This window comes from Flavobacterium salmonis (assembly GCF_903819435.1).
In the GTDB taxonomy this organism is placed as follows: Bacteria; Bacteroidota; Bacteroidia; order Flavobacteriales; family Flavobacteriaceae; genus Flavobacterium; species Flavobacterium chungangense.
Genome location: NZ_CAIJDP010000058.1, coordinates 115824 through 139749, shown reverse-complemented (window position 1 = coordinate 139749; position 23926 = coordinate 115824). Strand labels below are relative to the sequence as shown.

Here is a 23926-nt window from a genome sequence, read left to right as displayed (position 1 = left end):
TTCATAATTAATATTTACTTTTGCAGTCTTAACGAGAGGAGGTGTCAATATTATGTTAATTATACCAATTAAAGACGGAGAAAATATCGATAGAGCATTAAAGCGCTATAAAAGAAAATTTGATAAAACAGGAACTGTTCGTCAATTAAGAGCACGTACTGCTTTTATTAAGCCTTCTGTTATCAAAAGAGCTCAAATTCAAAAAGCGGCTTACATTCAAAACATGAAAGATGGTTTAGAAAGTTAGTATTGGCTTTTCAAAAATAATTACCGTTAGTCGTCAAAAAGTTATAACTTTGATGCTAACGGTTTTTTTGTGTCTTATGTTTTAAATATCACTCTGTTTAATTTGTGTCTTATATAGATGATTGCCGTGTGATTTAAAATAAAACTCTTTCTTTTATGAAAACCAATAAAGAAGCTTTTCGGGATTACCTTCAGCTGGAAAAAAAATATTCCCCTCATACGGTTAATGCTTATTTAAATGATATTGTGTTTTTTGAGGTGTTTAATAAATCTCATTTTGAACAGGATGATATTGATAAGGTGAGTTATAGTCAAGTTAGGAGTTGGATAGTGTCGCTTGTGGATGATGGTGTTTCAAATGTTTCTGTAAATAGAAAAATGGCTTCTTTGAAAGCATTTTATAGATTTCTGTTGAAAACCAAACAAATTGATGTGAGTCCTATGTTGAAGCATAAAGCATTGAAAACGCCTAAAATAATCCAAATTCCATTTTCTGAAAAAGAACTGACAGATTTAATGAAGTCAGTTGAATATCCTGTTGGTTTTGAAGATGTTAGAGATAAGCTTATTGTAGATTTGTTTTATACAACAGGGATGCGGAGGGCTGAACTGATAGGTTTGATGGTTAAGAATGTTGATTTATCTTCTGGTGTAATTAAGGTTTTAGGGAAACGAAATAAAGAACGTATAATTCCTGTATTGCCGGTAATTGTAGAGCAAATTGGGGTGTATTTACGAGAGAGAGCGGGTATTGAAGAGTTGGTGGATGTTGATTGTTTTTTTATTTCAAAAAAAGGGTTAAAATTGAGTGAATCTTTTGTGTATCGTTTAATAAATTCATACTTTAGTAAAGTCTCCGAAAAGGTAAAAAAGAGTCCGCATGTACTTAGACATACATTTGCAACTCATTTATTAAATAATGGAGCAGATTTAAATTCAGTTAAGGAGTTATTAGGGCATTCGAGTTTGGCATCCACTCAGGTTTATACTCATAATAGTTTAGCAGAGCTTAAAAAGGTATATATAAATGCACATCCGCGAAACAAATAGTAATTCCGAAATGTTTAACCCCTTAAAATTTGTATTATGAAGGTAGATGTTCATGCAGTTAACTTTACTGTTGACAGAAAATTGGTAGATTTTATTCAGGAAAGAATGGATAAATTGGAAAAATACTATGACAAAGTAGTTTCTTCGGATGTTTTTTTAAAAGTAGAAAGAACAAGTGATAAGGAGAATAAATTTGTAGAGATTAAAATTAATGTTCCTGGAGATGATTTTTTGGTAAAAAAACAGTGTAAGACTTTTGAGGAAGCAGTTGAGCTTTCGGCAGAATCACTTGAGCGTTTATTGGTAAAAAGGAAAGAAAAAATAAGAGCACACATATAATTGAAAATTTTTTTCGAAAAATGTTTTGATACAAAGATAAAATAGCTACATTTGCAGTCCGTTAGAAATAGCGGACTTTTTTATTGATATTGCCAGCGTAGCTCAGTTGGCTAGAGCAGCTGATTTGTAATCAGCAGGTCGTGGGTTCGAGTCCCTCCGCCGGCTCTAAATAGTTCAAATGTGATTTGAAATTGTTCATGCAATTATTGATAAAAAACTGGGGAGATACTCAAGCGGCCAACGAGGGCAGACTGTAAATCTGCTGTGTGAACTTCGCAGGTTCGAATCCTGCTCTCCCCACAACAAAAAGAAGTTAAGATTTTGGATTGTAGGTTTTGGATTTTTTTAGAATCTGAGGACTAAATTCAAACATCTAAAATCAGAACTCTCTGCCGACTTAGCTCAGGGGTAGAGTGCTTCCTTGGTAAGGAAGAGGTCACGGGTTCAATTCCCGTAGTTGGCTCAAGTAAGTAGGAAATTGAATTAATATATAACTAAGATTAAAAATTAAGTAAAATGGCAAAGGAGAATTTTAATCGTTCCAAACCGCACTTAAACATAGGTACAATTGGACACGTGGATCACGGAAAAACTACATTAACTGCAGCAATTACAAAAGTATTGTCTGATGCTGGTTACTGTCAAGCAAAATCGTTTGATCAAATCGATAACGCTCCAGAGGAGAAAGAAAGAGGTATTACTATTAATACATCACACGTAGAGTATGAAACAGCTAACCGTCACTACGCTCACGTTGACTGTCCAGGTCACGCGGATTATGTAAAGAACATGGTTACTGGTGCTGCTCAAATGGACGGAGCTATCTTAGTAGTTGCTGCTACAGATGGTCCAATGCCGCAAACTCGTGAGCACATCCTTTTAGGTCGTCAGGTAGGTATTCCAAGAATCGTTGTTTTCATGAACAAAGTGGATATGGTTGATGATGCTGAATTGTTAGAGCTTGTTGAAATGGAAATTAGAGATTTATTATCTTTCTACGAATATGATGGAGATAATGGTCCTGTAGTTCAAGGTTCTGCTTTAGGAGGATTGAATAATGATCCTGCTTGGGTACCAAAAATAATTGAATTAATGGAAGCGGTTGATGCTTGGATCGAAGAGCCGGTGCGTGACGTTGCTAAGCCATTCTTGATGCCGGTTGAAGATGTATTTACAATTACTGGTCGTGGAACTGTTGCTACAGGTCGTATCGAAACAGGTATTGCTAATACAGGAGATCCAGTTGAAATCATTGGTATGGGAGCTGATAAATTAACTTCTACTATTACAGGAGTTGAGATGTTCCGTAAAATCCTTGACAGAGGTGAAGCTGGAGATAACGTAGGTTTATTGTTAAGAGGTATTGATAAAGAATCTATCAAAAGAGGAATGGTTATCATTAAGCCAGGATCAGTAAAACCACACGCTACTTTCAAAGCTGAGGTTTATATCTTGAAAAAAGAAGAAGGTGGACGTCATACTCCATTTCATAATAACTACCGTCCACAGTTCTACGTACGTACAACTGACGTAACAGGAGTTATTACTTTACCAGAAGGAGTAGAGATGGTAATGCCAGGAGATAACTTGACTATCAATGTTGCTTTGTTAAGTCCAATCGCAATGAGTGTAGGTTTGCGTTTTGCTATCCGTGAAGGTGGTAGAACTGTGGGTGCAGGTCAGGTGACTGAAATCATAGGATAATCCTATAACAAATTATAAAAAGCCAGTTGATTTTTTTAACGAAATCACTGGCTTTTAATTACGGGCGTAGTTCAAGGGTAGAATAGCGGTCTCCAAAACCGTTGATGGGGGTTCGAATCCCTCCGCCCGTGCAATAAAAAATATATCAAATGACAAAAGTTACTAATTATTTATCAGAGGCTTTCGAAGAGTTAAAGTCAAATGTTACTTGGCCTGCTTGGGCTGAGGTTCAAAAATTGACAATTGTTGTAGCTGTATTTTCGATTCTGTTCGCTTTGGCAACATGGGGGGTGGACGAATTTTTTGCAAAAGCTTTGGCTGGATTTTTTAACTGGTTAAAAGGATAATTTTTTGTGATGGCAGATAATAATGTGAAAAAATGGTACGTAGTTAGAGCTGTAAGCGGACAGGAGAATAAAGTCAAAGCTTACATTGAAACTGAGATTGCCAGATTAGGTATGGGTGATTATGTTTCCCAAGTTTTAGTGCCTACAGAAAAAGTAGTTACTGTAAAAGAAGGAAAGAAAATGTCTAAGGATAAAGTTTATTTTCCTGGATATGTTATGATTGAAGCCAATTTAGTTGGTGAGATACCTCATATTATTAAGTCTATTACTAGCGTAATTGGATTTTTAGGTGAGATCAAAGGCGGGGAGCCTGTTCCTTTGAGGCTTTCTGAAGTAAATAGAATGTTGGGTAAAGTAGACGAGCTGGCTGTAAATACAGATACTCGCGCTATTCCTTTCAGCTTAGGTGAAACTGTTAAAGTGATCGATGGACCTTTTAATGGATTTAATGGTACAGTTGAAAAAATCAATGAAGAAAAGCGTAAACTTGAAGTAATGGTTAAGATTTTCGGAAGAAAGACACCATTGGAATTGAGTTTTATGCAAGTTGAAAAAGTATAATTTTTGTTACATCTATAATAACCACTGCAATTGCTTCCAATAATTGTGGTGTTAAATTTTTTAAAAATGGCTAAAGAAATTAGTAAGGTAGTTAAACTACAAGTTAAGGGAGGTGCTGCGAATCCGTCGCCACCGGTTGGACCTGCTTTAGGAGCTGCTGGGGTTAATATCATGGAGTTCTGTAAGCAGTTCAATGCTAGAACACAAGATAAACCTGGCAAAATATGCCCAGTACAAATTACTGTGTATAAAGACAAATCATTTGATTTTGTTGTTAAGACTCCTCCAGCTGCTGTCCAATTATTGGAAGCTGCAAAGCTAAAGTCTGGATCAGGTGAACCAAATCGTAAAAAAGTAGCTAGTGTTACTTGGGATGTTATCAAAGCAATTGCTGAAGATAAAATGGTAGATCTAAATGCATTCACAATTGAATCTGCAATGAGCATGATCGCTGGAACTGCAAGATCTATGGGTATAACTGTATCAGGAGATGCTCCTTTTTAATTAAGAGAAAGAAATGGCAAAATTGACAAAAAAGCAAAAAGAGGCTGCTTCAAAAATTGAAAAGAACAAACTATATACTTTGAAAGATGCAGCTGCATTAATTAAAGTTATAGCTTCTGCAAAATTTGACGAGTCTGTTGATATCGCAGTTCGTTTGGGTGTAGATCCAAGAAAAGCGAATCAAATGGTTAGAGGTGTAGTTACATTACCTCACGGAACAGGTAAAGATGTTAAAGTATTAGCATTAGTTACTCCGGATAAAGAAGCTGAAGCTAAAGAAGCTGGAGCTGATTATGTAGGTCTTGATGATTACCTTCAAAAAATTAAAGACGGTTGGACAGATGTTGATGTTATTATCACGATGCCTGCTGTTATGGGTAAATTAGGTCCATTAGGTCGTATTTTAGGACCTAGAGGTTTAATGCCAAACCCTAAGACAGGTACAGTAACTATGGATGTTGCTAAAGCTGTTGCAGAGGTTAAAGCTGGTAAAATTGACTTTAAAGTTGATAAAACTGGTATCGTACATGCAGGAATTGGTAAAGTTTCTTTTGGAGCTGAGCAAATTTATGACAATGCACACGAAATTATTCAAACATTAATCAAACTTAAACCAACTGCTGCTAAAGGTACCTATATTAAAGGTATTCACCTTACAAGCACTATGAGTCCTGCTATTGCATTGGATCCAAAAGCAGTATAATTGGTAGTTAATAATTTTTAGTATGACTAGAGAAGAAAAATCAATCGCGATTGAAAATTTAACTGCGCAGTTAGCTGGTACAAATATCATTTATGTATCTGATATTTCTGGATTAAACGCAGAGACAACTTCAAGCTTGAGAAGAGCTTGCTATAAAGCAGGTATAAAATTAGAGGTTGTAAAAAACACTTTGCTTGCAAAAGCAATGGAAGCTTCTTCTAATGACTATGGTGATTTACCTTCAGTTTTGAGTGGTAACAGTGCTATATTCATTTCAGATGTTGCGAATGCACCTGGAAAAATAATTAAAGATTTTAGAAAAAAATCAGCTAAACCTGTATTAAAAGGAGCTTATATCAATTCTGAAATTTACATTGGAGATGATCAATTAGATGCATTAGCAACTATTAAATCTAAAGAAGAACTTCTTGGAGAACTTATTGGATTATTGCAATCACCAGCACAAAGAATTATTTCTGCTTTACAAAACAAATTCGCAGGTAGCGAAGAGGAAACTGAAGCATAATAATTCGAAGCAAGGATTTTCCTTGTTGCTTAATTAGCGCACAATAAACAAAATATAATTTTACAAATCATTTTAAACGATAGAAAAAATGGCAGATTTGAAACAATTCGCAGAACAATTAGTTAACCTAACAGTTAAAGAAGTTAACGAATTAGCAACAATATTAAAAGATGAGTATGGTATCGAGCCTGCTGCTGCAGCTGTAGTAGTTGCTCAAGGTGGTGGAGAAGGTGCTGCTGAAGAAGCACAAACTGAATTTACAGTTGTATTGAAAGAAGCTGGAGCTTCTAAATTAGCTGTTGTAAAATTAGTTAAAGAACTTACAGGTTTAGGTCTTAAAGAAGCTAAAGATGTAGTTGACGGTGCTCCATCTAACGTAAAAGAAGGTGTTTCTAAAGAAGAGGCTGAAGGTCTTAAAAAATCATTAGAAGAAGCTGGAGCTGTAGTTGAATTAAAATAATTCAACTCGGTTTTAAGAACTAGGTTTAGGTCCTGAGTTAGTACTCAAAGGCCTAAACCATTTTTCGTATAATAAAATACATTAAATTTTATTATCAAATAGTTTAATATACGAAAGAGTTTTTGATCAATACGAAGAAAAAAAATTGAGCTGAAGTTATAAGCTTATTTTTAAAGATGTATTGGTTTTAAAAAGAAAGTATAAACTACGCAGTGTGTTTTTACACAAAAAAATTACTTTTTTTTAATCAAAATTTTGTCCATTGATGATAACAAATCAGACTGAAAGATTGAATTTTGCCTCTACAAAAAACATACCTCAATATCCGGATTTTCTAGATGTGCAGGTAAAATCGTTTAAAGATTTCTTTCAATTAGAAACTAAATCTGACGAAAGAGGCGACGAAGGGTTGTACAACACCTTCATGGAAAACTTCCCTATTACAGATACGAGAAACAACTTCGTATTGGAATTCCTTGATTATTTTGTAGATCCGCCACGTTATACCATTCAAGAATGTATAGAGAGAGGTCTTACTTATAGTGTGCCTTTAAAAGCCAGGTTAAAACTATACTGTACAGATCCAGAACACGAAGATTTTGAAACAATTGTACAAGATGTTTATCTTGGAACAATTCCTTACATGACTCCAAGTGGTACTTTTGTAATCAATGGTGCCGAGCGTGTTGTAGTATCTCAATTACACCGTTCTCCGGGGGTTTTCTTTGGACAATCATTCCATGCAAATGGGACTAAACTTTATTCTGCCAGAGTAATTCCTTTTAAAGGTTCTTGGATAGAATTCTCTACAGATATCAACAGCGTAATGTACGCTTATATCGATAGAAAGAAAAAATTACCTGTAACAACTTTATTTCGTGCTATCGGATTCGAAAGAGATAAGGATATCCTTGAAATTTTCGACTTAGCAGAAGAAATTAAAGTTTCTAAAACTGGTATTAAGAAATATATTGGAAGAAGACTTGCTGCACGTGTATTGAACACATGGCACGAGGATTTCGTTGATGAGGATACTGGAGAGGTAGTTTCTATCGAACGTAACGAAATCATCCTTGATCGTGATACAATTATTGACAAAGATAATGTTGAAGAGATCATAGATTCTAACGTTAAATCTATTTTGTTACACAAGGAGGATAATAACCAAGCAGATTATGCTATTATCCACAATACGTTACAAAAAGATCCAACAAACTCTGAAAAAGAAGCTGTAGAGCACATTTACCGTCAGTTGCGTAACGCTGAACCGCCTGATGAGGAAACTGCTCGTGGTATTATAGATAAATTGTTCTTCTCTGATCAACGTTATAACTTAGGTGAAGTTGGTCGTTACAGAATGAACAAAAAATTGAATTTAGATATCCCTATGGATAAGCAAGTGCTTACCAAAGAAGATATCATTACAATTGTAAAATATTTGATCGAATTGATCAACTCTAAAGCAGAGATTGATGATATTGATCACTTATCAAACCGTCGTGTTAGAACAGTTGGAGAACAATTGTCTCAACAATTCGGTGTTGGTTTAGCACGTATGGCCAGAACTATTCGTGAGAGAATGAACGTTAGAGATAACGAGGTGTTTACACCAATTGACTTGATTAATGCTAAAACATTATCATCAGTTATCAACTCTTTCTTTGGAACAAACCAGTTATCTCAATTTATGGACCAAACGAATCCATTAGCTGAGATTACGCACAAAAGAAGACTTTCTGCACTTGGGCCAGGTGGACTTTCGAGAGAGAGAGCTGGTTTTGAGGTTCGTGACGTTCACTATACTCACTATGGTCGTTTATGTCCGATTGAAACTCCAGAGGGACCAAACATTGGTTTGATTTCATCACTTGGTGTTTATGCAAAAGTAAACGGAATGGGATTCATCGAAACTCCATACCGTAAAGTAACTAATGGTGTAGTGGATTTAGAAAGTACTCCGATTTACTTAAGTGCTGAAGAAGAAGAAGGAAAAATGATTGCTCAGGCAAACATTGAGATGGATGAAAATGGTAAAATTACAGCAAGCAATGTTATTGCACGTGAGGAAGGTGACTTCCCGGTTGTTGAACCATCTGTAGTTCATTATACAGACGTAGCACCTAACCAGATCGCTTCGATTTCTGCGTCATTGATTCCTTTCCTGGAGCATGATGATGCGAACCGTGCGTTGATGGGATCAAACATGATGCGTCAGGCAGTTCCTTTGATCCGTCCTGAAGCACCAATTGTAGGTACAGGTTTAGAGCGTCAGGTAGCTTCAGATTCAAGAGTATTAATCAATGCTGAAGGGCATGGAACTGTTGAATATGTTGATGCTAATATCATTACTATTAAATACGATCGTACTGAAGACGAGAGAATGGTTAGTTTTGATGCTGATGAGAAAACATACAACTTAATTAAATTTAGAAAAACCAATCAAGGTACAAGTATCAATTTGAAACCAATCGTAAGAAAAGGTGACAGAGTTGTTCCTGGGCAAGTATTATCAGAAGGATATGCTACTCAAAATGGTGAATTAGCTTTAGGTAGAAACTTAAAAGTTGCGTTCATGCCATGGAAAGGGTATAACTTTGAGGATGCGATTGTAATTTCTGAAAAAGTAGTTCGTGATGATATTTTTACATCTATCCACGTTGATGATTATTCATTAGAGGTTAGAGATACTAAGTTAGGAAACGAAGAGTTAACAAATGATATTCCTAACGTTTCTGAAGAAGCTACTAAAGATTTAGATGAAAACGGTATGATTAGAATTGGAGCAGAGGTTAAACCTGGCGACATTTTGATTGGAAAAATTACACCAAAAGGAGAATCAGATCCTACTCCAGAGGAGAAATTACTTCGTGCAATCTTCGGAGATAAAGCTGGTGATGTAAAAGATGCTTCATTAAAAGCTTCTCCATCTTTACACGGTGTAGTTCTTGACAAAAAATTATTTGCAAGAGCCGTAAAAGATAAACGTAAACGTACTCAGGATAAAGATGCTTTAGGCGCTTTAGAAATGGAATTCGAAACTAAATTTGTTGAATTAAAAGACAGATTGGTTGAGAAATTATTCCTGATCGTTAACGGAAAAACATCTCAAGGTGTAATGAATGATTTGGGTGAAGAAGTTTTACCAAAAGGTAAAAAATATACTCAAAAAATGCTTTACGCAGTAGAAGATTTTGCTCACTTAAGCAAAGGTCAATGGGTTGCTGATGATGCTACAAATAAAATGGTTAATGATTTAATTCATAACTATAAAATTAAGCTGAACGACTTACAAGGATCTTTAAGAAGAGAAAAATTCACTATTACAGTTGGAGATGAATTACCATCTGGAATCTTGAAATTAGCTAAAATCTATATCGCCAAAAAGCGTAAGTTAAAAGTAGGTGATAAAATGGCGGGACGTCATGGTAACAAAGGTATTGTTGCAAGAATCGTTCGTCATGAAGATATGCCTTTCCTTGAAGACGGAACACCGGTAGATATCGTATTGAATCCACTTGGGGTACCTTCACGTATGAACATTGGTCAGATTTATGAAACTGTTCTTGGATGGGCTGGTATGAACTTGGGTAGAAAATTTGCTACTCCAATTTTTGACGGTGCTTCTTTAGATCAAATTAATGAATTAACTGATGAAGCTGGAGTACCACGTTTCGGACACACACACCTTTATGATGGTGGTACTGGAGAGCGTTTCCATCAAGCTGCAACTGTGGGGGTAATTTATATGCTTAAATTAGGACACATGGTTGATGATAAGATGCACGCACGTTCTATCGGACCATACTCGTTGATTACACAACAACCACTTGGAGGTAAAGCTCAATTTGGAGGTCAGCGTTTTGGAGAGATGGAGGTTTGGGCACTTGAGGCTTATGGAGCTTCTAGTACACTTCGTGAAATCTTAACAGTTAAATCGGATGATGTTATTGGTAGAGCTAAAACTTACGAAGCTATCGTTAAGGGTGAGTCTATGCCAGAACCAGGATTGCCAGAATCATTCAATGTATTGATGCATGAATTGAAAGGTCTTGGGCTTGACATTCGTTTAGAAGAATAATAAAAGTTTTGTAGTCAGTCTCATTTTTTAATGGGACTGATTACTCATTTATATAAGTTTTTAAAGATTTATACCCGTAACCCGTTCCGATTTTTTATAAATGCAAAGCATTTTATAACTAGCGCTTCAAATAAAAGTTTGAGGTTTAGAGAAGTAACCCGAGGTAGTAGCGAATGATTAACTCTTTTCTTTTAAAGAGTAGATTATAAATCTAAAATCAATTTTTTAATTGCAAATAAATCAATAGTAAAAACTATGATGAATAATAGAAACAACAATAAAGATAAAAATCAGGTAAAAAGATTTAATAAAATCTCTATCGGATTGGCTTCACCAGAATCTATCCTGAAAGAATCAAGAGGAGAGGTTTTAAAGCCGGAAACTATTAACTATAGAACACACAAACCAGAACGTGACGGACTTTTCTGCGAAAGAATCTTCGGACCAGTTAAGGATTTTGAATGTGCTTGTGGCAAGTATAAAAGAATTCGTTACAAAGGTATTATCTGTGACCGTTGTGGTGTTGAAGTTACTGAGAAAAAAGTACGTAGAGACAGAGTAGGACACATCAACCTTGTTGTGCCAATTGCTCATATCTGGTATTTCCGTTCTCTTCCAAACAAAATTGGTTATATCCTTGGTCTTCCATCTAAGAAATTAGATATGATTATTTACTACGAAAGATACGTAGTAATCCAGGCTGGTATTGCTAAAAATGCAGATGGAGAATCTTTACAAAGACTAGATTTCTTAACTGAAGAAGAATATTTGAATATTTTAGATACTCTTCCACAGGATAATCAATATTTAGATGATTTTGATCCAAATAAATTTGTTGCCAAAATGGGAGCAGAGTGTATTATGGATTTATTAGCTCGTATCGATTTAGATGAGTTGTCTTATCAATTAAGACACAGTGCTAATAACGAAACATCTAAACAACGTAAAACTGAAGCTTTAAAAAGATTACAAGTCGTTGAGTCTTTCCGTGAGTCTAACTTAAATCGCGAAAACCGTCCAGAATGGATGATTATGAAAGTGGTTCCTGTTATTCCGCCAGAATTACGTCCGCTTGTACCACTTGATGGAGGTCGTTTTGCAACTTCAGATTTGAACGATTTATATCGTCGTGTAATCATCCGTAATAACCGTTTGAAAAGATTAATGGAGATTAAAGCTCCTGAAGTTATCTTAAGAAACGAGAAGCGTATGTTACAAGAATCTGTAGATTCATTATTCGATAACACACGTAAAGCTTCTGCTGTTAAAACAGAATCTAACAGACCATTAAAATCATTATCTGATTCCTTAAAAGGTAAGCAAGGACGTTTCCGTCAAAACTTACTTGGAAAACGTGTGGATTATTCTGCCCGTTCGGTAATTGTTGTTGGTCCTGAATTAAAATTATTCGAATGTGGATTGCCAAAAGATATGGCATCTGAATTATACAAACCTTTCGTAATCCGTAAATTGATTGAAAGAGGTATTGTTAAGACAGTAAAATCTGCTAAGAAAATCATTGACAAAAAAGAGCCTGTAGTTTGGGATATCCTTGAAAATGTAATTAAAGGACACCCTGTATTGCTTAACCGTGCTCCTACGTTACACAGACTTGGTATTCAGGCTTTTCAACCAAAATTAATTGAAGGAAAAGCGATTCAGTTACACCCATTAGTATGTACGGCTTTCAACGCCGATTTTGATGGTGACCAGATGGCGGTTCACTTACCATTAGGACCAGAGGCTATTTTAGAGGCTCAATTATTAATGTTGGCTTCTCACAATATCCTAAACCCTGCAAATGGTGCTCCAATTACTGTACCTTCTCAAGACATGGTCTTGGGTCTATATTATATGACTAAAGAGCGTATTTCTACAGAAGATCACATTATTTTAGGTCAGGATTTGACTTTCTATTCTGCTGAAGAAGTAAATATCGCATTAAATGAAGGAAGATTAGAATTGAATGCTCGTGTGAAAATTAGAGCAAAAGATTACAATGAAACTGGAGATTTAGTGTACAAAATTATCCAAACAACTGCAGGGCGTGTATTATTTAACGAAGTAGTACCTGAAGCAGCTGGATATATCAATGACGTATTGACTAAGAAAAACCTTAGAGATATTATCGGACACATTTTAAGTGTGACTGATGTACCTACAACGGCAGCTTTCTTGGATAATATGAAAGATATGGGGTATAAATTCGCATTTAGAGGAGGTTTATCATTCTCTTTAGGAGATATTAGAATCCCAGAACAAAAAACGAAGTTAATTGCAGATGCCAGAGAGCAAGTTGAAGGTATCTCGACTAACTATAACATGGGTCTTATTACCAATAACGAACGTTACAACCAGGTTATTGACGTATGGACTTCTGCGAATGCTCAGTTAACAGAATTAGCAATGAAAAATATTAGAGAAGACCAGCAAGGTTTCAACTCTGTATATATGATGCTTGATTCTGGGGCGAGGGGTTCTAAGGAGCAGATTCGTCAGTTAACAGGTATGCGTGGATTGATGGCTAAGCCTAAAAAATCTACTGCCGGTGGTGGTGAGATTATTGAAAACCCGATTCTTTCTAACTTTAAGGAAGGTCTTTCTATCCTTGAGTACTTCATTTCTACTCACGGTGCTCGTAAAGGTCTTGCGGATACGGCTCTTAAAACGGCCGATGCTGGTTACTTGACAAGAAGACTTCATGACGTTTCTCAGGATGTTATTGTTAACATCGAAGATTGTGGAACTTTAAGAGGTGTTGAAGTATCTGCATTGAAGAAAAACGAAGAAATCGTTGAATCTTTAGGAGAGAGAATTTTAGGGCGTGTTGCATTACAAGACGTAATTAATCCTCTTACTAATGAAGTAATGGTTGAATCAGGTCAACAAATTACGGAAGCAATTATGAGAACGATCGAAGCTTCTCCAATTGAAAAAGTAGAGGTTAGATCTCCATTAACTTGTGAGGCTACAAAAGGTATTTGTGCTAAATGTTACGGTAGAAACTTAGCTACCGGAAAAATGACACAAAGAGGTGAAGCTGTAGGAGTTATTGCAGCTCAGTCTATTGGAGAACCGGGTACACAGTTAACTCTTCGTACGTTCCACGTTGGAGGGGTTGCAGGAGGTATTTCTGAAGAATCTAGTATTGTTACAAGATTCGCTGGTAGACTTGAGATTGAAGATTTAAAAACAGTAAAAGGAGAAGACAGTGAAGGAAATTCTGTTGATATCGTGGTTTCACGCTCAACTGAGTTAAAGTTAGTTGACGAGAAAACGGGAATTGTTTTAAATACACATAATATTCCTTACGGATCCAGTATTTTTGTAAATGATGGAGATGTTGTTAGTAAAGGAACGGTAATATGTAAATGGGATCCATATAATGGTGTAATTGTTTCTGAGTTTACTGGTAAGATTGCTTACGAAGATTTAGAGCAAGGACAAACATTCATGGTTGAAATTGATGAGCAGACAGGTTTCCAGGAAAAAGTAATTTCTGAGGCCAGAAATAAAAAATTAATTCCAACCTTATTGGTTTACGGTAAAGAAGGAGAGTTAATTCGTTCTTATAACTTACCGGTTGGAGCTCACCTGATGGTTGAAAATGGTGAAAAAATTAAAGCTGGTAAAGTATTAGTTAAAATTCCACGTCGTTCTTCTAAGTCTGGAGATATTACAGGAGGTTTACCAAGAATTACAGAGCTTTTAGAAGCTCGTAATCCTTCTAACCCAGCTGTAGTTTCTGAGATTGACGGAGTTGTTTCTTTTGGAAAAATCAAAAGAGGTAACCGTGAGATCGTAATTGAATCTAAATTTGGTGACGTTAGAAAATATCTTGTGAAACTATCAAGTCAAATTTTGGTTCAGGAAAATGACTTTGTAAGAGCGGGTGTTCCATTGTCTGATGGTGCAATAACTCCGGATGATATTTTAAGAATTCAAGGGCCGGCAGCTGTACAACAGTATTTGGTGAATGAAATTCAGGAAGTATACCGTTTACAAGGGGTAAAAATTAATGACAAACACTTTGAGGTAGTTATCCGTCAAATGATGCGTAAAGTAAGGGTTCAGGATCCAGGAGATACTTTATTCTTAGAAGATCAATTAATTCATACTAAAGATTTTATCGTTCAAAACGATAAATTATATGGAATGAAGGTAGTTGAAGATTCTGGAGATTCTGCTGTATTGAAACCAGGTCAGATTATTACGCCTCGTGATTTACGTGATGAAAATTCATTATTGAAACGAAATGATAAAAATCTTGTAGTAGCCAGAGACGTAATTACAGCAACTGCAACGCCAGTTCTTCAAGGTATTACAAGAGCTTCGTTACAAACTAAATCATTCATTTCTGCTGCTTCATTCCAGGAAACAACAAAAGTACTTAACGAAGCTGCAGTAGCAGGTAAAGTTGATGATCTTGAAGGATTGAAAGAAAATGTAATTGTTGGACACAGAATTCCTGCAGGAACTGGTATGAGAGAATACGATAATACAATCGTAGGATCGAAAGACGATTACAATGAAATGATGGCAAATAAAGAAGAATATATTTATTAATTCTTATCAATTCCCTCTTTTTCGAAAGAGGGAAATTGAAAAAATATTAAAATTATGAGTAATCCGAAACAACAAGAGCAAATTAATATCGAGTTAGATGAAACTATTGCAGAAGGAATTTATTCTAACCTTGCGATTATCAACCACTCATCATCTGAATTTGTTTTAGATTTTGTAAATATTATGCCGGGTACTCCAAAAGCCAAGGTGAAGTCAAGAATTGTTTTGACGCCACAACATGCTAAAAGATTATTGAGAGCAATTGGAGAAAATATTCATCGATTTGAAGCTGCTCATGGCGAAATCAAAGAAACTGAACAAGCACCGATTCCGCTTAATTTTGGTCCGGCAGGACAAGCGTAAATTTTTAAAGCTCCAGAAATGGAGCTTTTTTTATAAATGAATTAATAAAAAGTGTATTTAATCTGATTTAATTTACTTTCAACGAGTATGTTTTAATAGGTTACTGTTTAATCATACTTTTGACTTAACATAAAATAAAGAAAATTAATTTTTCCATATAAAGGTTAATTTAATTCTTAAAAAAAGCGCCAACTTTCAAAGTTGGCGCTTTTTAATTTTGTGTAAAATGTAAAATGTCTTTATTCAAATTCTGATGTAAAAAATAATTTTACATTTGGATATTTACTTTGAGTCATCTGAATCGTAAAATCAGAATCAGCTAAAAAGACTAATTGTCCATATTTATCATGAGCTAGGAATTTTTGTTTGATTCTTTTAAACTCTTTAAACTCTTCACTTTTAGGGTCGTTAGGTTTTACCCAGCACGCTTTGTGAACAGGAAAATTTTCGTAAGTACATTTGGCTCCATATTCATGTTCCAGACGGTATTGGATTACTTCATATTGCAGTGCACCAACAGTACCAATGATCTTACGGTTATTCATTTCTAATGTAAATAACTGTGCTACACCTTCATCCATTAACTGATCAATTCCTTTATCTAATTGTTTTGCTTTCATTGGATCAGCATTATTAATGTATCTAAAGTGTTCAGGTGAAAAACTTGGAATTCCTTTGAAACTCATTAATTCACCTTCAGTTAATGTATCACCAATTTTAAAATTTCCGGTATCGTGAAGACCAACAATATCTCCCGGATATGAAATGTCGACAATCTCTTTTTTCTCAGCGAAAAATGCATTTGGACTCGAAAATTTTAAATTTTTCTTCTGGCGAACGTGATAATAAGGCTTATTTCGTTCGAATGTTCCAGAAACAATTTTGATAAAAGCCAGACGATCTCTGTGTTTAGGATCCATATTGGCATGTATTTTAAATACAAAGCCGGACATTTTTTCTTCAGTAGGATCTACCAAACGAGTTTCAGAGTCTTTCGGTCTTGGAGATGGTGCTATTGCAACGAAACAATCCAACAATTCGCGAACTCCAAAATTATTCAAAGCAGAACCAAAAAATACAGGCTGAAGTTTTCCGTCTAAATAATCCTGACGATCAAATTTTGGATAAACTTCGTCGATTAATTCTAATTCTTCACGAAGTTTCTGAGCTGCTTTTTGACCAACAATTTTATCTAATTCCGGGTTATTTTGGACATCAGAAAAGGCAATCGTTTCTTCGATATTTTTTCTGCTGTCTCCGCTAAAAAGATTGATGTTTTGTTCCCATAAATTATAAATTCCCTGAAAATCATACCCCATTCCGATAGGGAAACTCAAAGGAGTAACCGTCAAACCTAGTTTTTGTTCTACTTCATCCATTAAGTCAAAAGCATCTTTTCCTTCACGGTCCAATTTATTGATGAAAACAATCATTGGAATATTACGCATTCTACAAACTGCAACTAATTTTTCAGTTTGTTCCTCAACCCCTTTTGCAACGTCAATAACAACTATAACGCTATCAACAGCTGTTAAAGTTCTAAAAGTGTCTTCAGCAAAATCCTTGTGTCCGGGTGTATCAAGAATATTGATTTTTTTGTCATTATAATTAAAAGCAAGAACAGAGGTTGAAACAGAAATACCTCTTTGGCGTTCGATTTCCATGAAATCACTCGTTGCACCTTTTTTAATTTTATTGTTTTTTACGGCGCCTGCTTCCTGAATTGCACCTCCAAAAAGTAATAATTTTTCTGTCAATGTTGTTTTACCGGCATCGGGATGCGAGATAATTCCAAAAGTTCTTCTGCGTTGTATTTCTTTTAAAAAGCTCATATTTTTGTATAAATAGGTTGCAAAAGTACTATTAATTAATACGATTTGAAAATAAATGCGATTCTGTTTTGGTTTAGATGATTTGGTTTTTTTATTATTTAGACTAATAAAATCATTAATATGTTTTTTCTTGATTGCCAACTGTCTGCATTGTGTATAATTTTTTGTTAATAGTATAGCTGATAGTTGGATTATGTAATTGAATTGTTATTTTTGTCCGTTATAAGTTGTAAAAAACGAAAGCAATTTTTTTGTATTTTCTAAGTTTTGAAAATATTGATTTAATTAATTTCAGTTTTAAAGAAAAGACTAAAACAAGGCCTTACATTCAAATTAAATTTAAAATAATGTTATTAAAAAAATTACAGCTAAAAACTATTGATTACAAATTAGTGTTAACAATGTGTTTTTTACTTTTTTTCAACTCAATTATTTCTGCTCAGGAGATTATTAAAGATGTTGTAGCTGAGAAACCTGTTGAAGCAACTTCAGTTAATAAACAAAAGATTGATGGTATTATTGCTACAGTTGGAGATTATATTGTTTTAGACTCAGATATTGACAAAGGATATCTTGAAATCACTGCCCAGGGAGGTTCTGTAAAAGATGTTACAAGATGTCAAATGTTAGGTAAACTTTTAGAAGATAAGTTATATGCACATCAGGCCATTCAGGACAGCATTATAGTAAGTGATGCTGAAGTGAAAAGTATGATGGATGAAAGGCTTACTTACATGATGAGACAAACAGGAGGGGATATCAATAAAATTGTAGAATTCTATAAGAAAAGCTCTGTTGAAGAATTCAAAACTTATTTTGCAGACATATTAAAAGAGCAAAAATTATCTTCGGAAATGCAGAAAAAGATTATCGATGCTGTAGAAATAACACCAGAGGAAGTTCGTAATTTCTTTAAAAAAATACCAAAAGATGAATTACCAACTTTTGGAGCTGAGATGGAAGTTGCTCAAATTGTTGTGGAGCCTAAAGTTTCAAAAGAAGACAAACAAAAAGTAATTGACAGATTAAACGCTATTAAAAAAGATGTTTTAGAGGGTTCAAGTTTTGCAACAAAAGCCGTTTTGTATTCTCAGGACCCTGGTTCTTCTCCTGCAGGAGGATATTATAAGATGACAAGAAAAACTCCTTTTGTAAAAGAGTTTAAGGATGTTGCTTTTAGTCTTGGAGAAGGTGAGATTTCAGATCCTTTTGAAACCACCTATGGCTATCATATTATAATGGTTGATAAAATTAAAGGACAAGAAGTAGAATTGCGTCATATATTAATATCACCAACAGTTTCTGAAACAGCTTTAAAAGAAGCTAAAGAAAGAATTACAAATATTAGAAATAAGATTGTAAATAAAGAAATTTCTTTTGCCGATGCTGCAAGAACTGAATCTGATCAAAAAGAAACAAGAGCAAACGGAGGTACTTTAGTTAATCCAAATACGCAGGATACCCGTTTTGAATTAACTAAAATGGATGCGACATTATACAGCCAGGTTTCAAATTTAAAAGATAATGAAATTTCTCAGCCACTTTTGGATACAGATGATAAAGGAAAAAAAACATACAAATTGATAACTGTAACTAATAGAATCGATAGCCACACAGCCGATTATGCAAAAGATTACACTAAAATTAAAGAATTAGCATTAAAAGAAAAACAAATCAATACAATTGCAAAATGGTTTGATACAAAAATTAAAGATACATACATTAAGATTATTGGAGAATACAGAGATTGTACTTTTACTAATAATTGGTTGAAAAAATAATTTTTATTAAATAAAGAAAAGAGTTAGTTTTATGAATTCATAGAGCTAACTCTTTTTAATTTAAAATATATTCATAAATGTCTGACGTAGCAGCAATTCATAATTTAGTTCAAAAAAGAAACGAATTAAAAACCGAGATAGCAAAAATCATTGTAGGGCAGGATGCCGTGGTAGATCAAATTTTACTTTGCATATTTTCCGGAGGCCATGCGCTTTTAATTGGTGTTCCCGGGTTAGCAAAAACCTTAATGATAAATACATTATCTCAGGCTTTAGGTTTAGATTTTAAAAGAATCCAGTTTACTCCGGATTTAATGCCATCAGATATCCTTGGGAGTGAAATTCTGGATGAAAACCGACAGTTTAAGTTTATCAAAGGACCAATTTTTTCGAATATCATTTTGGCTGACGAGATTAACAGGACTCCTCCTAAAACTCAGGCAGCTTTGCTTGAAGCCATGCAGGAACGCTCCGTTACTATTGCTGGAGAAAATCATAAATTAGATTTGCCGTATTTTGTATTGGCAACACAAAACCCAATTGAACAGGAAGGAACTTATCCTTTGCCTGAAGCTCAGTTAGATCGTTTTATGTTTGCTGTAAAACTCGAATATCCAAGTTTTCAGGAAGAGGTACAGGTAGTAAAACAAACTACTTCTGATTTGAAAACCAAAATAAATCCTTTGTTTACGGCACAGGAAATCATAGATTTTCAACACTTGATTCGCAGAATTCCTGTAGCAGATAATGTTATTGAATATGCAGTGACCTTAGTGAGTAAGACACGTCCTGATAATCCTTTGTCAAATGATTTTGTTAAAAATTATCTGGATTGGGGAGCAGGACCAAGGGCTTCACAAAACTTAATTTTAGCGGCCAAAGCACATGCAGCTTTCAATGGTAAGTTTTCTCCTGATATTGAAGATGTAAAAGCAGTTGCAACCGGAATCTTGCGTCACAGGATTATCAAAAACTACAAAGCAGATGCTGAGGGAATAACAGAGGAAATTATTATTCAGAAGTTGATGTAAAAAATTATATAAATTGTTAATTGCCTGAGATATCTTAAAATTTCTCAGGCTTTTTTTATAAAGTCAATTTACTTGTTTCATTTATAAGCCGTACAGGTTTGTTGTAAAAAAGTTTTATTAGTAATACCTCTGTGATTGAAGTATATTTTTTCTGATCACATTCATACCACCAATATGAAAAATATTGAATGTGATTTTTTTCTAATTTAACAAACCATATTTTAGACTTATTTTTTATTATTCTTTTTGATTCAGTAATTTTATAGCCATCTCCTGTCCAGCAAATTGTAGGGTTGTGTGCTATTGTTTTAATGTAAATGAGTTTTTCAGGAGCTACGATTTTAAAAACTTCCTTATTGATCCATATTCCGTTCTCAATATGATATTCAGGATTTAGATTTTTCAATAGATTGTAATGTGTTTCTTTTTTAATTTCCAGACTAGTAATAAAAATAATCACTACGCCTGTCAATAAGGGCAGTAAAGCTGGTAAAGATTGTGTTTTATAAATAGTTTCTTTTTGTTCAGTTTTAAAAAAACGAATCAAAAACAGCATGGGGGCAATTTGATAAAATATAAAACAAAGTAATCCAATACTATGATGCAAAACATTCTCTTCAGTACAATCAAATAAAATTAATGATAGAATCCTGAAATAATTCGAAATAATATTCAAAGCAATTACAACCAAACAGAACGCAAGAATTTGCCTTATACTGAAATATCTGTGTTGTTTCCGTTCTTCTAAAGTCAGTAATAAAGCACCGAAGAGTAATCCTGTTTTAAACATAGATAATCCCATGCAGGCTGTATCAATGGTGATTTTTGCATTGTTAATATAAAAATTAACGCCTTCAATTTTGTCTATTATAATGAAATTCTTCAGGGTTAAATAAACAGTATAACAAAGTGTCTGTTTTATTTCAGTTGTCAAATAGTCGAAAAAAGTATTAAAAAGAGATGAAAATAACAGGATACAGATAAAAGCTATAAATGAAAATTTTCGGGTGAAGCTATAATACAGAGAGCAAATCAAAAATGACATTGCTAAAAAATGCAACGATTTTGTGTGTAAACGAAAGCTTATGAATTCCAGTATAAAAATCATTCCTAAAAGAGGGTAGTTCATGTTGATTGAAGTTTTTCTACCCCCGATAAGAAATAATAATATTGAGAAAACAATTCCGAAAAGGTTACTATCAAGACCAGTAACAACAATATTATAATTTATGATTAACAGAGTAAACAAAATCAAAATTAAAATTGCCTTTTTGTTCTGTGATAAAAAGTCTTTCATTAGATAACCTGCTTTTTGTTTTTTCTGTAATAGAAGAAAAGCGTTGTAAAACCAATAATGATTAAAAGCCATTCATGGGGTTCCGGAACAGATCCGTCATTATTAACAGAAGCATTTCCTAAAGTATCAATATTTTTTTCTATTCCGTTATTTTTATAATCTTCATCGGTTTCCAGAACAATTAAAGACGAAATTGGTGTAACAATATTAGCATCTTTAGCTAAATCAACATATTTGTTTTGTTTTAATGTGTCATTTTGAATTTCTACCTGATTATTTAAAACTTTTCCGAAGCAAAACATTCTGTATAGATGATTAGATCCTTTGCTGGTGGTTTTTTCAAGAAAAGGATTTTCTTGAATTGCAATTCCGGCTGTTTCTATATTAATACTGTTTTTGAATGTTTTAAATTTTATAAAACAATTTGTGCTAATAATATTTGAGCAGTTTTTAATATCTGTTTGAAGATATTCAACATAACGCTGTTCTTTTACCGTCTGCCAAAAAGGATTTATTTCATCAGAAATATTAATGACTTTTAAATGTTTGTTTTTTGTGAATTTTTTAATCTTTTTTAAATAATCAGAGGATTCTAACTCCTCAAAATTAGAAGAAAATGTACCGCATTTTGTTATAATTAAACTATTGTTCTCCATTTTGAATAAAGGCAAAAGAGAATAATTGAGTTCCTGAAACTGATCAAATATATATTCACAATTTGTGGTATTGATTTCTTGTTTGGTATTGTTGATTATAACAAAGTATTTTTTGTTAGCTATTTTCAGGAGTGCTAAAACTTCTTCGATATTCCAATTATTAGTCAGATCTAAGATTATTTCTGACGGATAAAATCTAATTTTTTGTTTTTGTATTGGTTTTGCTTCATAACTCTTATTTTTCCAGACAAAGGCATTATTGACGGGGTTTGTGATTAAAGTAAGTTCTGCTTGCCATTCCTCTAAGCCTTTAGAATTATTGATATAATAATTATTTTCAAAATCAAAATCTTTTGAAGCTTCAAATGCGGTATTTCCGCTTATCTGAATTCTTGAGATTGTAGCGGCATTGTTAATATTTGGACCTTTGATGTTCAGACTTTGATAAGTCATTTTGGTGTCTTTGACTTTTAAGGGAGTCGTGAAACCACATTTAAAAGTCCTTGGTGTTTCATTTGTAACAGGAAAAACCCGAACTGTTACCCTGTTTCCTTCTTTCCATTGCATCAAAGAAGGATCGCGTGCTTCGACGCCAACAATTTGTTTGTAGGCAACTTTTGCTTTTTCTTTTGTGGTCAGAACCCCTTTTCTTTCTATTCCATTGACCCATAATGATAATGAGGTAGCTACAGAACCTTCGGGAAGCTGAAAAGAATAAATAGCTTCCTTTTGTCCCCAGCTTTTTTCATCGCAGGCGATATCCATTGTAATTTCGGTGTATGCTAATCTTTCATTAGGGTAAATTTTTACATCTTCTTTAATGTTTTTGGTAATGAGGTCTGTCCCGCTCCAGAGCTGCTCTTCAGTTTCGAGTCTTTTGTTAAAATTAGATTTGAGGATGTTTATTTGATCATCAGTACTTAGGTCCAACTTTTCTGTAAAATGATAGGCAATATTTAAAAACGGATTATGCGTTTTTCTTTCATTGTACTGTTGATTGCTTCCAATGCCATCAAGACCTCTTAAAATAAAGAATTCATCAGTGGCAGTGTACACGATGTTCTTCTTTAGTAATATTTCGTTGAAAAAATTTGGTTTTAGATTTTGAGAAATTCTAATATATGCCGGCAGATCATTATTTTCATCAAATGTTTTTGTAATGCTGTATCGGTTTACTTTTTGGCTTTCTATATTTAATAATAATGTAAACAGAATAAAGCCAAATAAAACAGAGCCTATTCCGACACAAAAAGCATACATGTTTCTTTTATGATCCAAAATTACTTTTGAAAGTATAACGGTGTGAGTAATAATTACAATTCCAGGGACTAAACCATAAAATCCAATCCCTAATACAATAATTCCAATTAGGGAAATGAAGGATAAAGGAATAAGAAATATGGCATAATATAGAATTAACAAGCAGGAAAACCCATTAATAAAATAGGAAAAAATGCTAATGTATTTGTCTTTAATGTCGCTGTAAATGACAAAGTTTGAAAAGCAAAACAAGAACGTTGTGCAATAAACCCAAATTGGAAGATTTTCAAATATATTGATTAGAATATTTGCTGAGAAACATCCAATAAACCAATTCAGAAATAAAAAAGGAATTAAATGCTGGTACTTTTCCTTATTTCTTAAAACATTAAAACTAAGAATTACAGCATAAGGGAGTACAATAATAAGATTGATAACAGAAAGTATTTCACAGCTCTCAAAATCATATTTACTGCCTATTAATAATAAAATTAAGAGTGCAGTACTAAAAGCTGTGACAAAAAGGCTAATCGTAGCACCAATTCGATTCTTAAAAAGATAATTTATTTCGTTTGTTTTCATGTAAAGTTGTTTTTAAATAAAAGTACTTTGAATTGCAAAG

Annotated in this window: 18 protein-coding genes and 4 tRNA genes; 19 read left to right on the top strand and 3 right to left on the bottom strand. The window is 33.9% G+C overall.

What is annotated here, in order from left to right; all coding sequences use genetic code 11:
* Window positions 1-52 precede the first annotated feature (52 nt).
* The 17 genes from rpsU (at window position 53) to FLACHUCJ7_RS04540 (ending at window position 15447) form a co-directional block, all read left to right on the top strand.
* Entirely contained in the window at window positions 53-247 is a 195-nt protein-coding gene (rpsU, locus tag FLACHUCJ7_RS04620) for a 30S ribosomal protein S21 (protein WP_007807454.1), read from the top strand.
* Window positions 248-402: 155 nt separating this feature from the next.
* Window positions 403-1296: a tyrosine-type recombinase/integrase gene (locus FLACHUCJ7_RS04615; protein WP_078227519.1), complete on the top strand. Its 894-nt coding sequence runs from the start codon at window positions 403-405 to the stop codon at window positions 1294-1296.
* A gap of 36 nt (window positions 1297-1332) precedes the next feature.
* Window positions 1333-1635 (top strand): ribosome hibernation-promoting factor, HPF/YfiA family, encoded by a 303-nt coding sequence (gene hpf, locus FLACHUCJ7_RS04610; RefSeq protein WP_031456757.1) that lies wholly within the window; start codon window positions 1333-1335, stop codon window positions 1633-1635.
* A 91-nt stretch (window positions 1636-1726) separates the two neighbouring features.
* Window positions 1727-1800 (top strand) — tRNA-Thr (locus FLACHUCJ7_RS04605).
* A gap of 54 nt (window positions 1801-1854) precedes the next feature.
* Window positions 1855-1935 (top strand) — tRNA-Tyr (locus FLACHUCJ7_RS04600).
* Between the two features lie 91 nt (window positions 1936-2026).
* Window positions 2027-2098: transfer RNA gene (locus FLACHUCJ7_RS04595), tRNA-Thr, on the top strand.
* 53 nt (window positions 2099-2151) lie between these two features.
* Window positions 2152-3339: an elongation factor Tu gene (gene tuf, locus FLACHUCJ7_RS04590; protein WP_078227521.1), complete on the top strand. Its 1188-nt coding sequence runs from the start codon at window positions 2152-2154 to the stop codon at window positions 3337-3339.
* Window positions 3340-3399: 60 nt separating this feature from the next.
* Window positions 3400-3470, top strand: a tRNA-Trp gene (locus FLACHUCJ7_RS04585).
* 18 nt (window positions 3471-3488) lie between these two features.
* Window positions 3489-3686: a preprotein translocase subunit SecE gene (secE, locus tag FLACHUCJ7_RS04580; protein ID WP_008466927.1), complete on the top strand. Its 198-nt coding sequence runs from the start codon at window positions 3489-3491 to the stop codon at window positions 3684-3686.
* 9 nt (window positions 3687-3695) lie between these two features.
* The gene (nusG, locus tag FLACHUCJ7_RS04575; RefSeq protein ID WP_007807444.1) at window positions 3696-4247 is read left to right on the top strand and encodes a transcription termination/antitermination protein NusG; all 552 of its coding nucleotides are present in this window, start codon (window positions 3696-3698) and stop codon (window positions 4245-4247) included.
* A gap of 66 nt (window positions 4248-4313) precedes the next feature.
* Window positions 4314-4751 (top strand): 50S ribosomal protein L11, encoded by a 438-nt coding sequence (gene rplK / locus FLACHUCJ7_RS04570; RefSeq protein ID WP_007807442.1) that lies wholly within the window; start codon window positions 4314-4316, stop codon window positions 4749-4751.
* A gap of 13 nt (window positions 4752-4764) precedes the next feature.
* Entirely contained in the window at window positions 4765-5454 is a 690-nt protein-coding gene (gene rplA, locus FLACHUCJ7_RS04565) for a 50S ribosomal protein L1 (protein WP_031456760.1), read from the top strand.
* Between the two features lie 22 nt (window positions 5455-5476).
* Window positions 5477-5980: a 50S ribosomal protein L10 gene (gene rplJ, locus FLACHUCJ7_RS04560; RefSeq protein ID WP_078227522.1), complete on the top strand. Its 504-nt coding sequence runs from the start codon at window positions 5477-5479 to the stop codon at window positions 5978-5980.
* Window positions 5981-6068: 88 nt separating this feature from the next.
* On the top strand, window positions 6069-6440 hold the full coding sequence (gene rplL / locus FLACHUCJ7_RS04555; RefSeq protein ID WP_078227523.1) for a 50S ribosomal protein L7/L12: 372 nt from the start codon (window positions 6069-6071) through the stop codon (window positions 6438-6440).
* Window positions 6441-6705: 265 nt separating this feature from the next.
* A complete protein-coding gene (gene rpoB, locus FLACHUCJ7_RS04550; RefSeq protein WP_078227524.1) occupies window positions 6706-10518 on the top strand; it encodes a DNA-directed RNA polymerase subunit beta in 3813 nt (1270 codons plus the stop codon).
* 255 nt (window positions 10519-10773) lie between these two features.
* Window positions 10774-15084: a DNA-directed RNA polymerase subunit beta' gene (gene rpoC, locus FLACHUCJ7_RS04545; protein WP_078227525.1), complete on the top strand. Its 4311-nt coding sequence runs from the start codon at window positions 10774-10776 to the stop codon at window positions 15082-15084.
* A gap of 54 nt (window positions 15085-15138) precedes the next feature.
* The gene (locus FLACHUCJ7_RS04540) at window positions 15139-15447 is read left to right on the top strand and encodes a DUF3467 domain-containing protein (RefSeq protein WP_025572408.1); all 309 of its coding nucleotides are present in this window, start codon (window positions 15139-15141) and stop codon (window positions 15445-15447) included.
* 239 nt (window positions 15448-15686) lie between these two features.
* On the opposite strand, the gene FLACHUCJ7_RS04535 is transcribed toward FLACHUCJ7_RS04540, so the two are convergent.
* A complete protein-coding gene (locus tag FLACHUCJ7_RS04535) occupies window positions 15687-17279 on the bottom strand; it encodes a peptide chain release factor 3 (protein WP_078227526.1) in 1593 nt (530 codons plus the stop codon).
* Between the two features lie 347 nt (window positions 17280-17626).
* Between FLACHUCJ7_RS04535 and FLACHUCJ7_RS04530 the strand changes: the two genes are divergently transcribed.
* Window positions 17627-19060, top strand: coding sequence for a peptidylprolyl isomerase (locus FLACHUCJ7_RS04530; RefSeq protein WP_078227981.1), 1434 nt, complete (start codon window positions 17627-17629; stop codon window positions 19058-19060).
* A gap of 77 nt (window positions 19061-19137) precedes the next feature.
* Window positions 19138-20091 carry an AAA family ATPase gene (locus tag FLACHUCJ7_RS04525; protein WP_180908057.1) on the top strand — a complete coding sequence of 318 codons (954 nt, stop codon included), beginning with the start codon at window positions 19138-19140 and terminating at the stop codon, window positions 20089-20091.
* A 55-nt stretch (window positions 20092-20146) separates the two neighbouring features.
* Here the strand turns inward: FLACHUCJ7_RS04525 and xrtN are convergent, their stop codons facing one another.
* A complete protein-coding gene (xrtN, locus tag FLACHUCJ7_RS04520) occupies window positions 20147-21388 on the bottom strand; it encodes an exosortase N (protein WP_180908056.1) in 1242 nt (413 codons plus the stop codon).
* The gene (locus tag FLACHUCJ7_RS04515; protein WP_180908055.1) at window positions 21388-23886 is read right to left on the bottom strand and encodes an XrtN system VIT domain-containing protein; all 2499 of its coding nucleotides are present in this window, start codon (window positions 23884-23886) and stop codon (window positions 21388-21390) included. The genes xrtN and FLACHUCJ7_RS04515 overlap by 1 nt, the downstream gene beginning before the upstream one ends.
* Window positions 23887-23926: the final 40 nt, after the last annotated feature.

Coding starts and splice junctions, on each gene's coding strand:
- rpsU (WP_007807454.1), top strand. CDS start 53: ATGTTAATTATACCAATTAAAGACGGAGAAAATATCGATAGAGCATTA.
- FLACHUCJ7_RS04615 (WP_078227519.1), top strand. CDS start 403: ATGAAAACCAATAAAGAAGCTTTTCGGGATTACCTTCAGCTGGAAAAA.
- hpf (WP_031456757.1), top strand. CDS start 1,333: ATGAAGGTAGATGTTCATGCAGTTAACTTTACTGTTGACAGAAAATTG.
- tuf (WP_078227521.1), top strand. CDS start 2,152: ATGGCAAAGGAGAATTTTAATCGTTCCAAACCGCACTTAAACATAGGT.
- secE (WP_008466927.1), top strand. CDS start 3,489: ATGACAAAAGTTACTAATTATTTATCAGAGGCTTTCGAAGAGTTAAAG.
- nusG (WP_007807444.1), top strand. CDS start 3,696: ATGGCAGATAATAATGTGAAAAAATGGTACGTAGTTAGAGCTGTAAGC.
- rplK (WP_007807442.1), top strand. CDS start 4,314: ATGGCTAAAGAAATTAGTAAGGTAGTTAAACTACAAGTTAAGGGAGGT.
- rplA (WP_031456760.1), top strand. CDS start 4,765: ATGGCAAAATTGACAAAAAAGCAAAAAGAGGCTGCTTCAAAAATTGAA.
- rplJ (WP_078227522.1), top strand. CDS start 5,477: ATGACTAGAGAAGAAAAATCAATCGCGATTGAAAATTTAACTGCGCAG.
- rplL (WP_078227523.1), top strand. CDS start 6,069: ATGGCAGATTTGAAACAATTCGCAGAACAATTAGTTAACCTAACAGTT.
- rpoB (WP_078227524.1), top strand. CDS start 6,706: ATGATAACAAATCAGACTGAAAGATTGAATTTTGCCTCTACAAAAAAC.
- rpoC (WP_078227525.1), top strand. CDS start 10,774: ATGATGAATAATAGAAACAACAATAAAGATAAAAATCAGGTAAAAAGA.
- FLACHUCJ7_RS04540 (WP_025572408.1), top strand. CDS start 15,139: ATGAGTAATCCGAAACAACAAGAGCAAATTAATATCGAGTTAGATGAA.
- FLACHUCJ7_RS04535 (WP_078227526.1), bottom strand. CDS start 17,279: ATGAGCTTTTTAAAAGAAATACAACGCAGAAGAACTTTTGGAATTATC.
- FLACHUCJ7_RS04530 (WP_078227981.1), top strand. CDS start 17,627: ATGTTATTAAAAAAATTACAGCTAAAAACTATTGATTACAAATTAGTG.
- FLACHUCJ7_RS04525 (WP_180908057.1), top strand. CDS start 19,138: ATGTCTGACGTAGCAGCAATTCATAATTTAGTTCAAAAAAGAAACGAA.
- xrtN (WP_180908056.1), bottom strand. CDS start 21,388: ATGAAAGACTTTTTATCACAGAACAAAAAGGCAATTTTAATTTTGATT.
- FLACHUCJ7_RS04515 (WP_180908055.1), bottom strand. CDS start 23,886: ATGAAAACAAACGAAATAAATTATCTTTTTAAGAATCGAATTGGTGCT.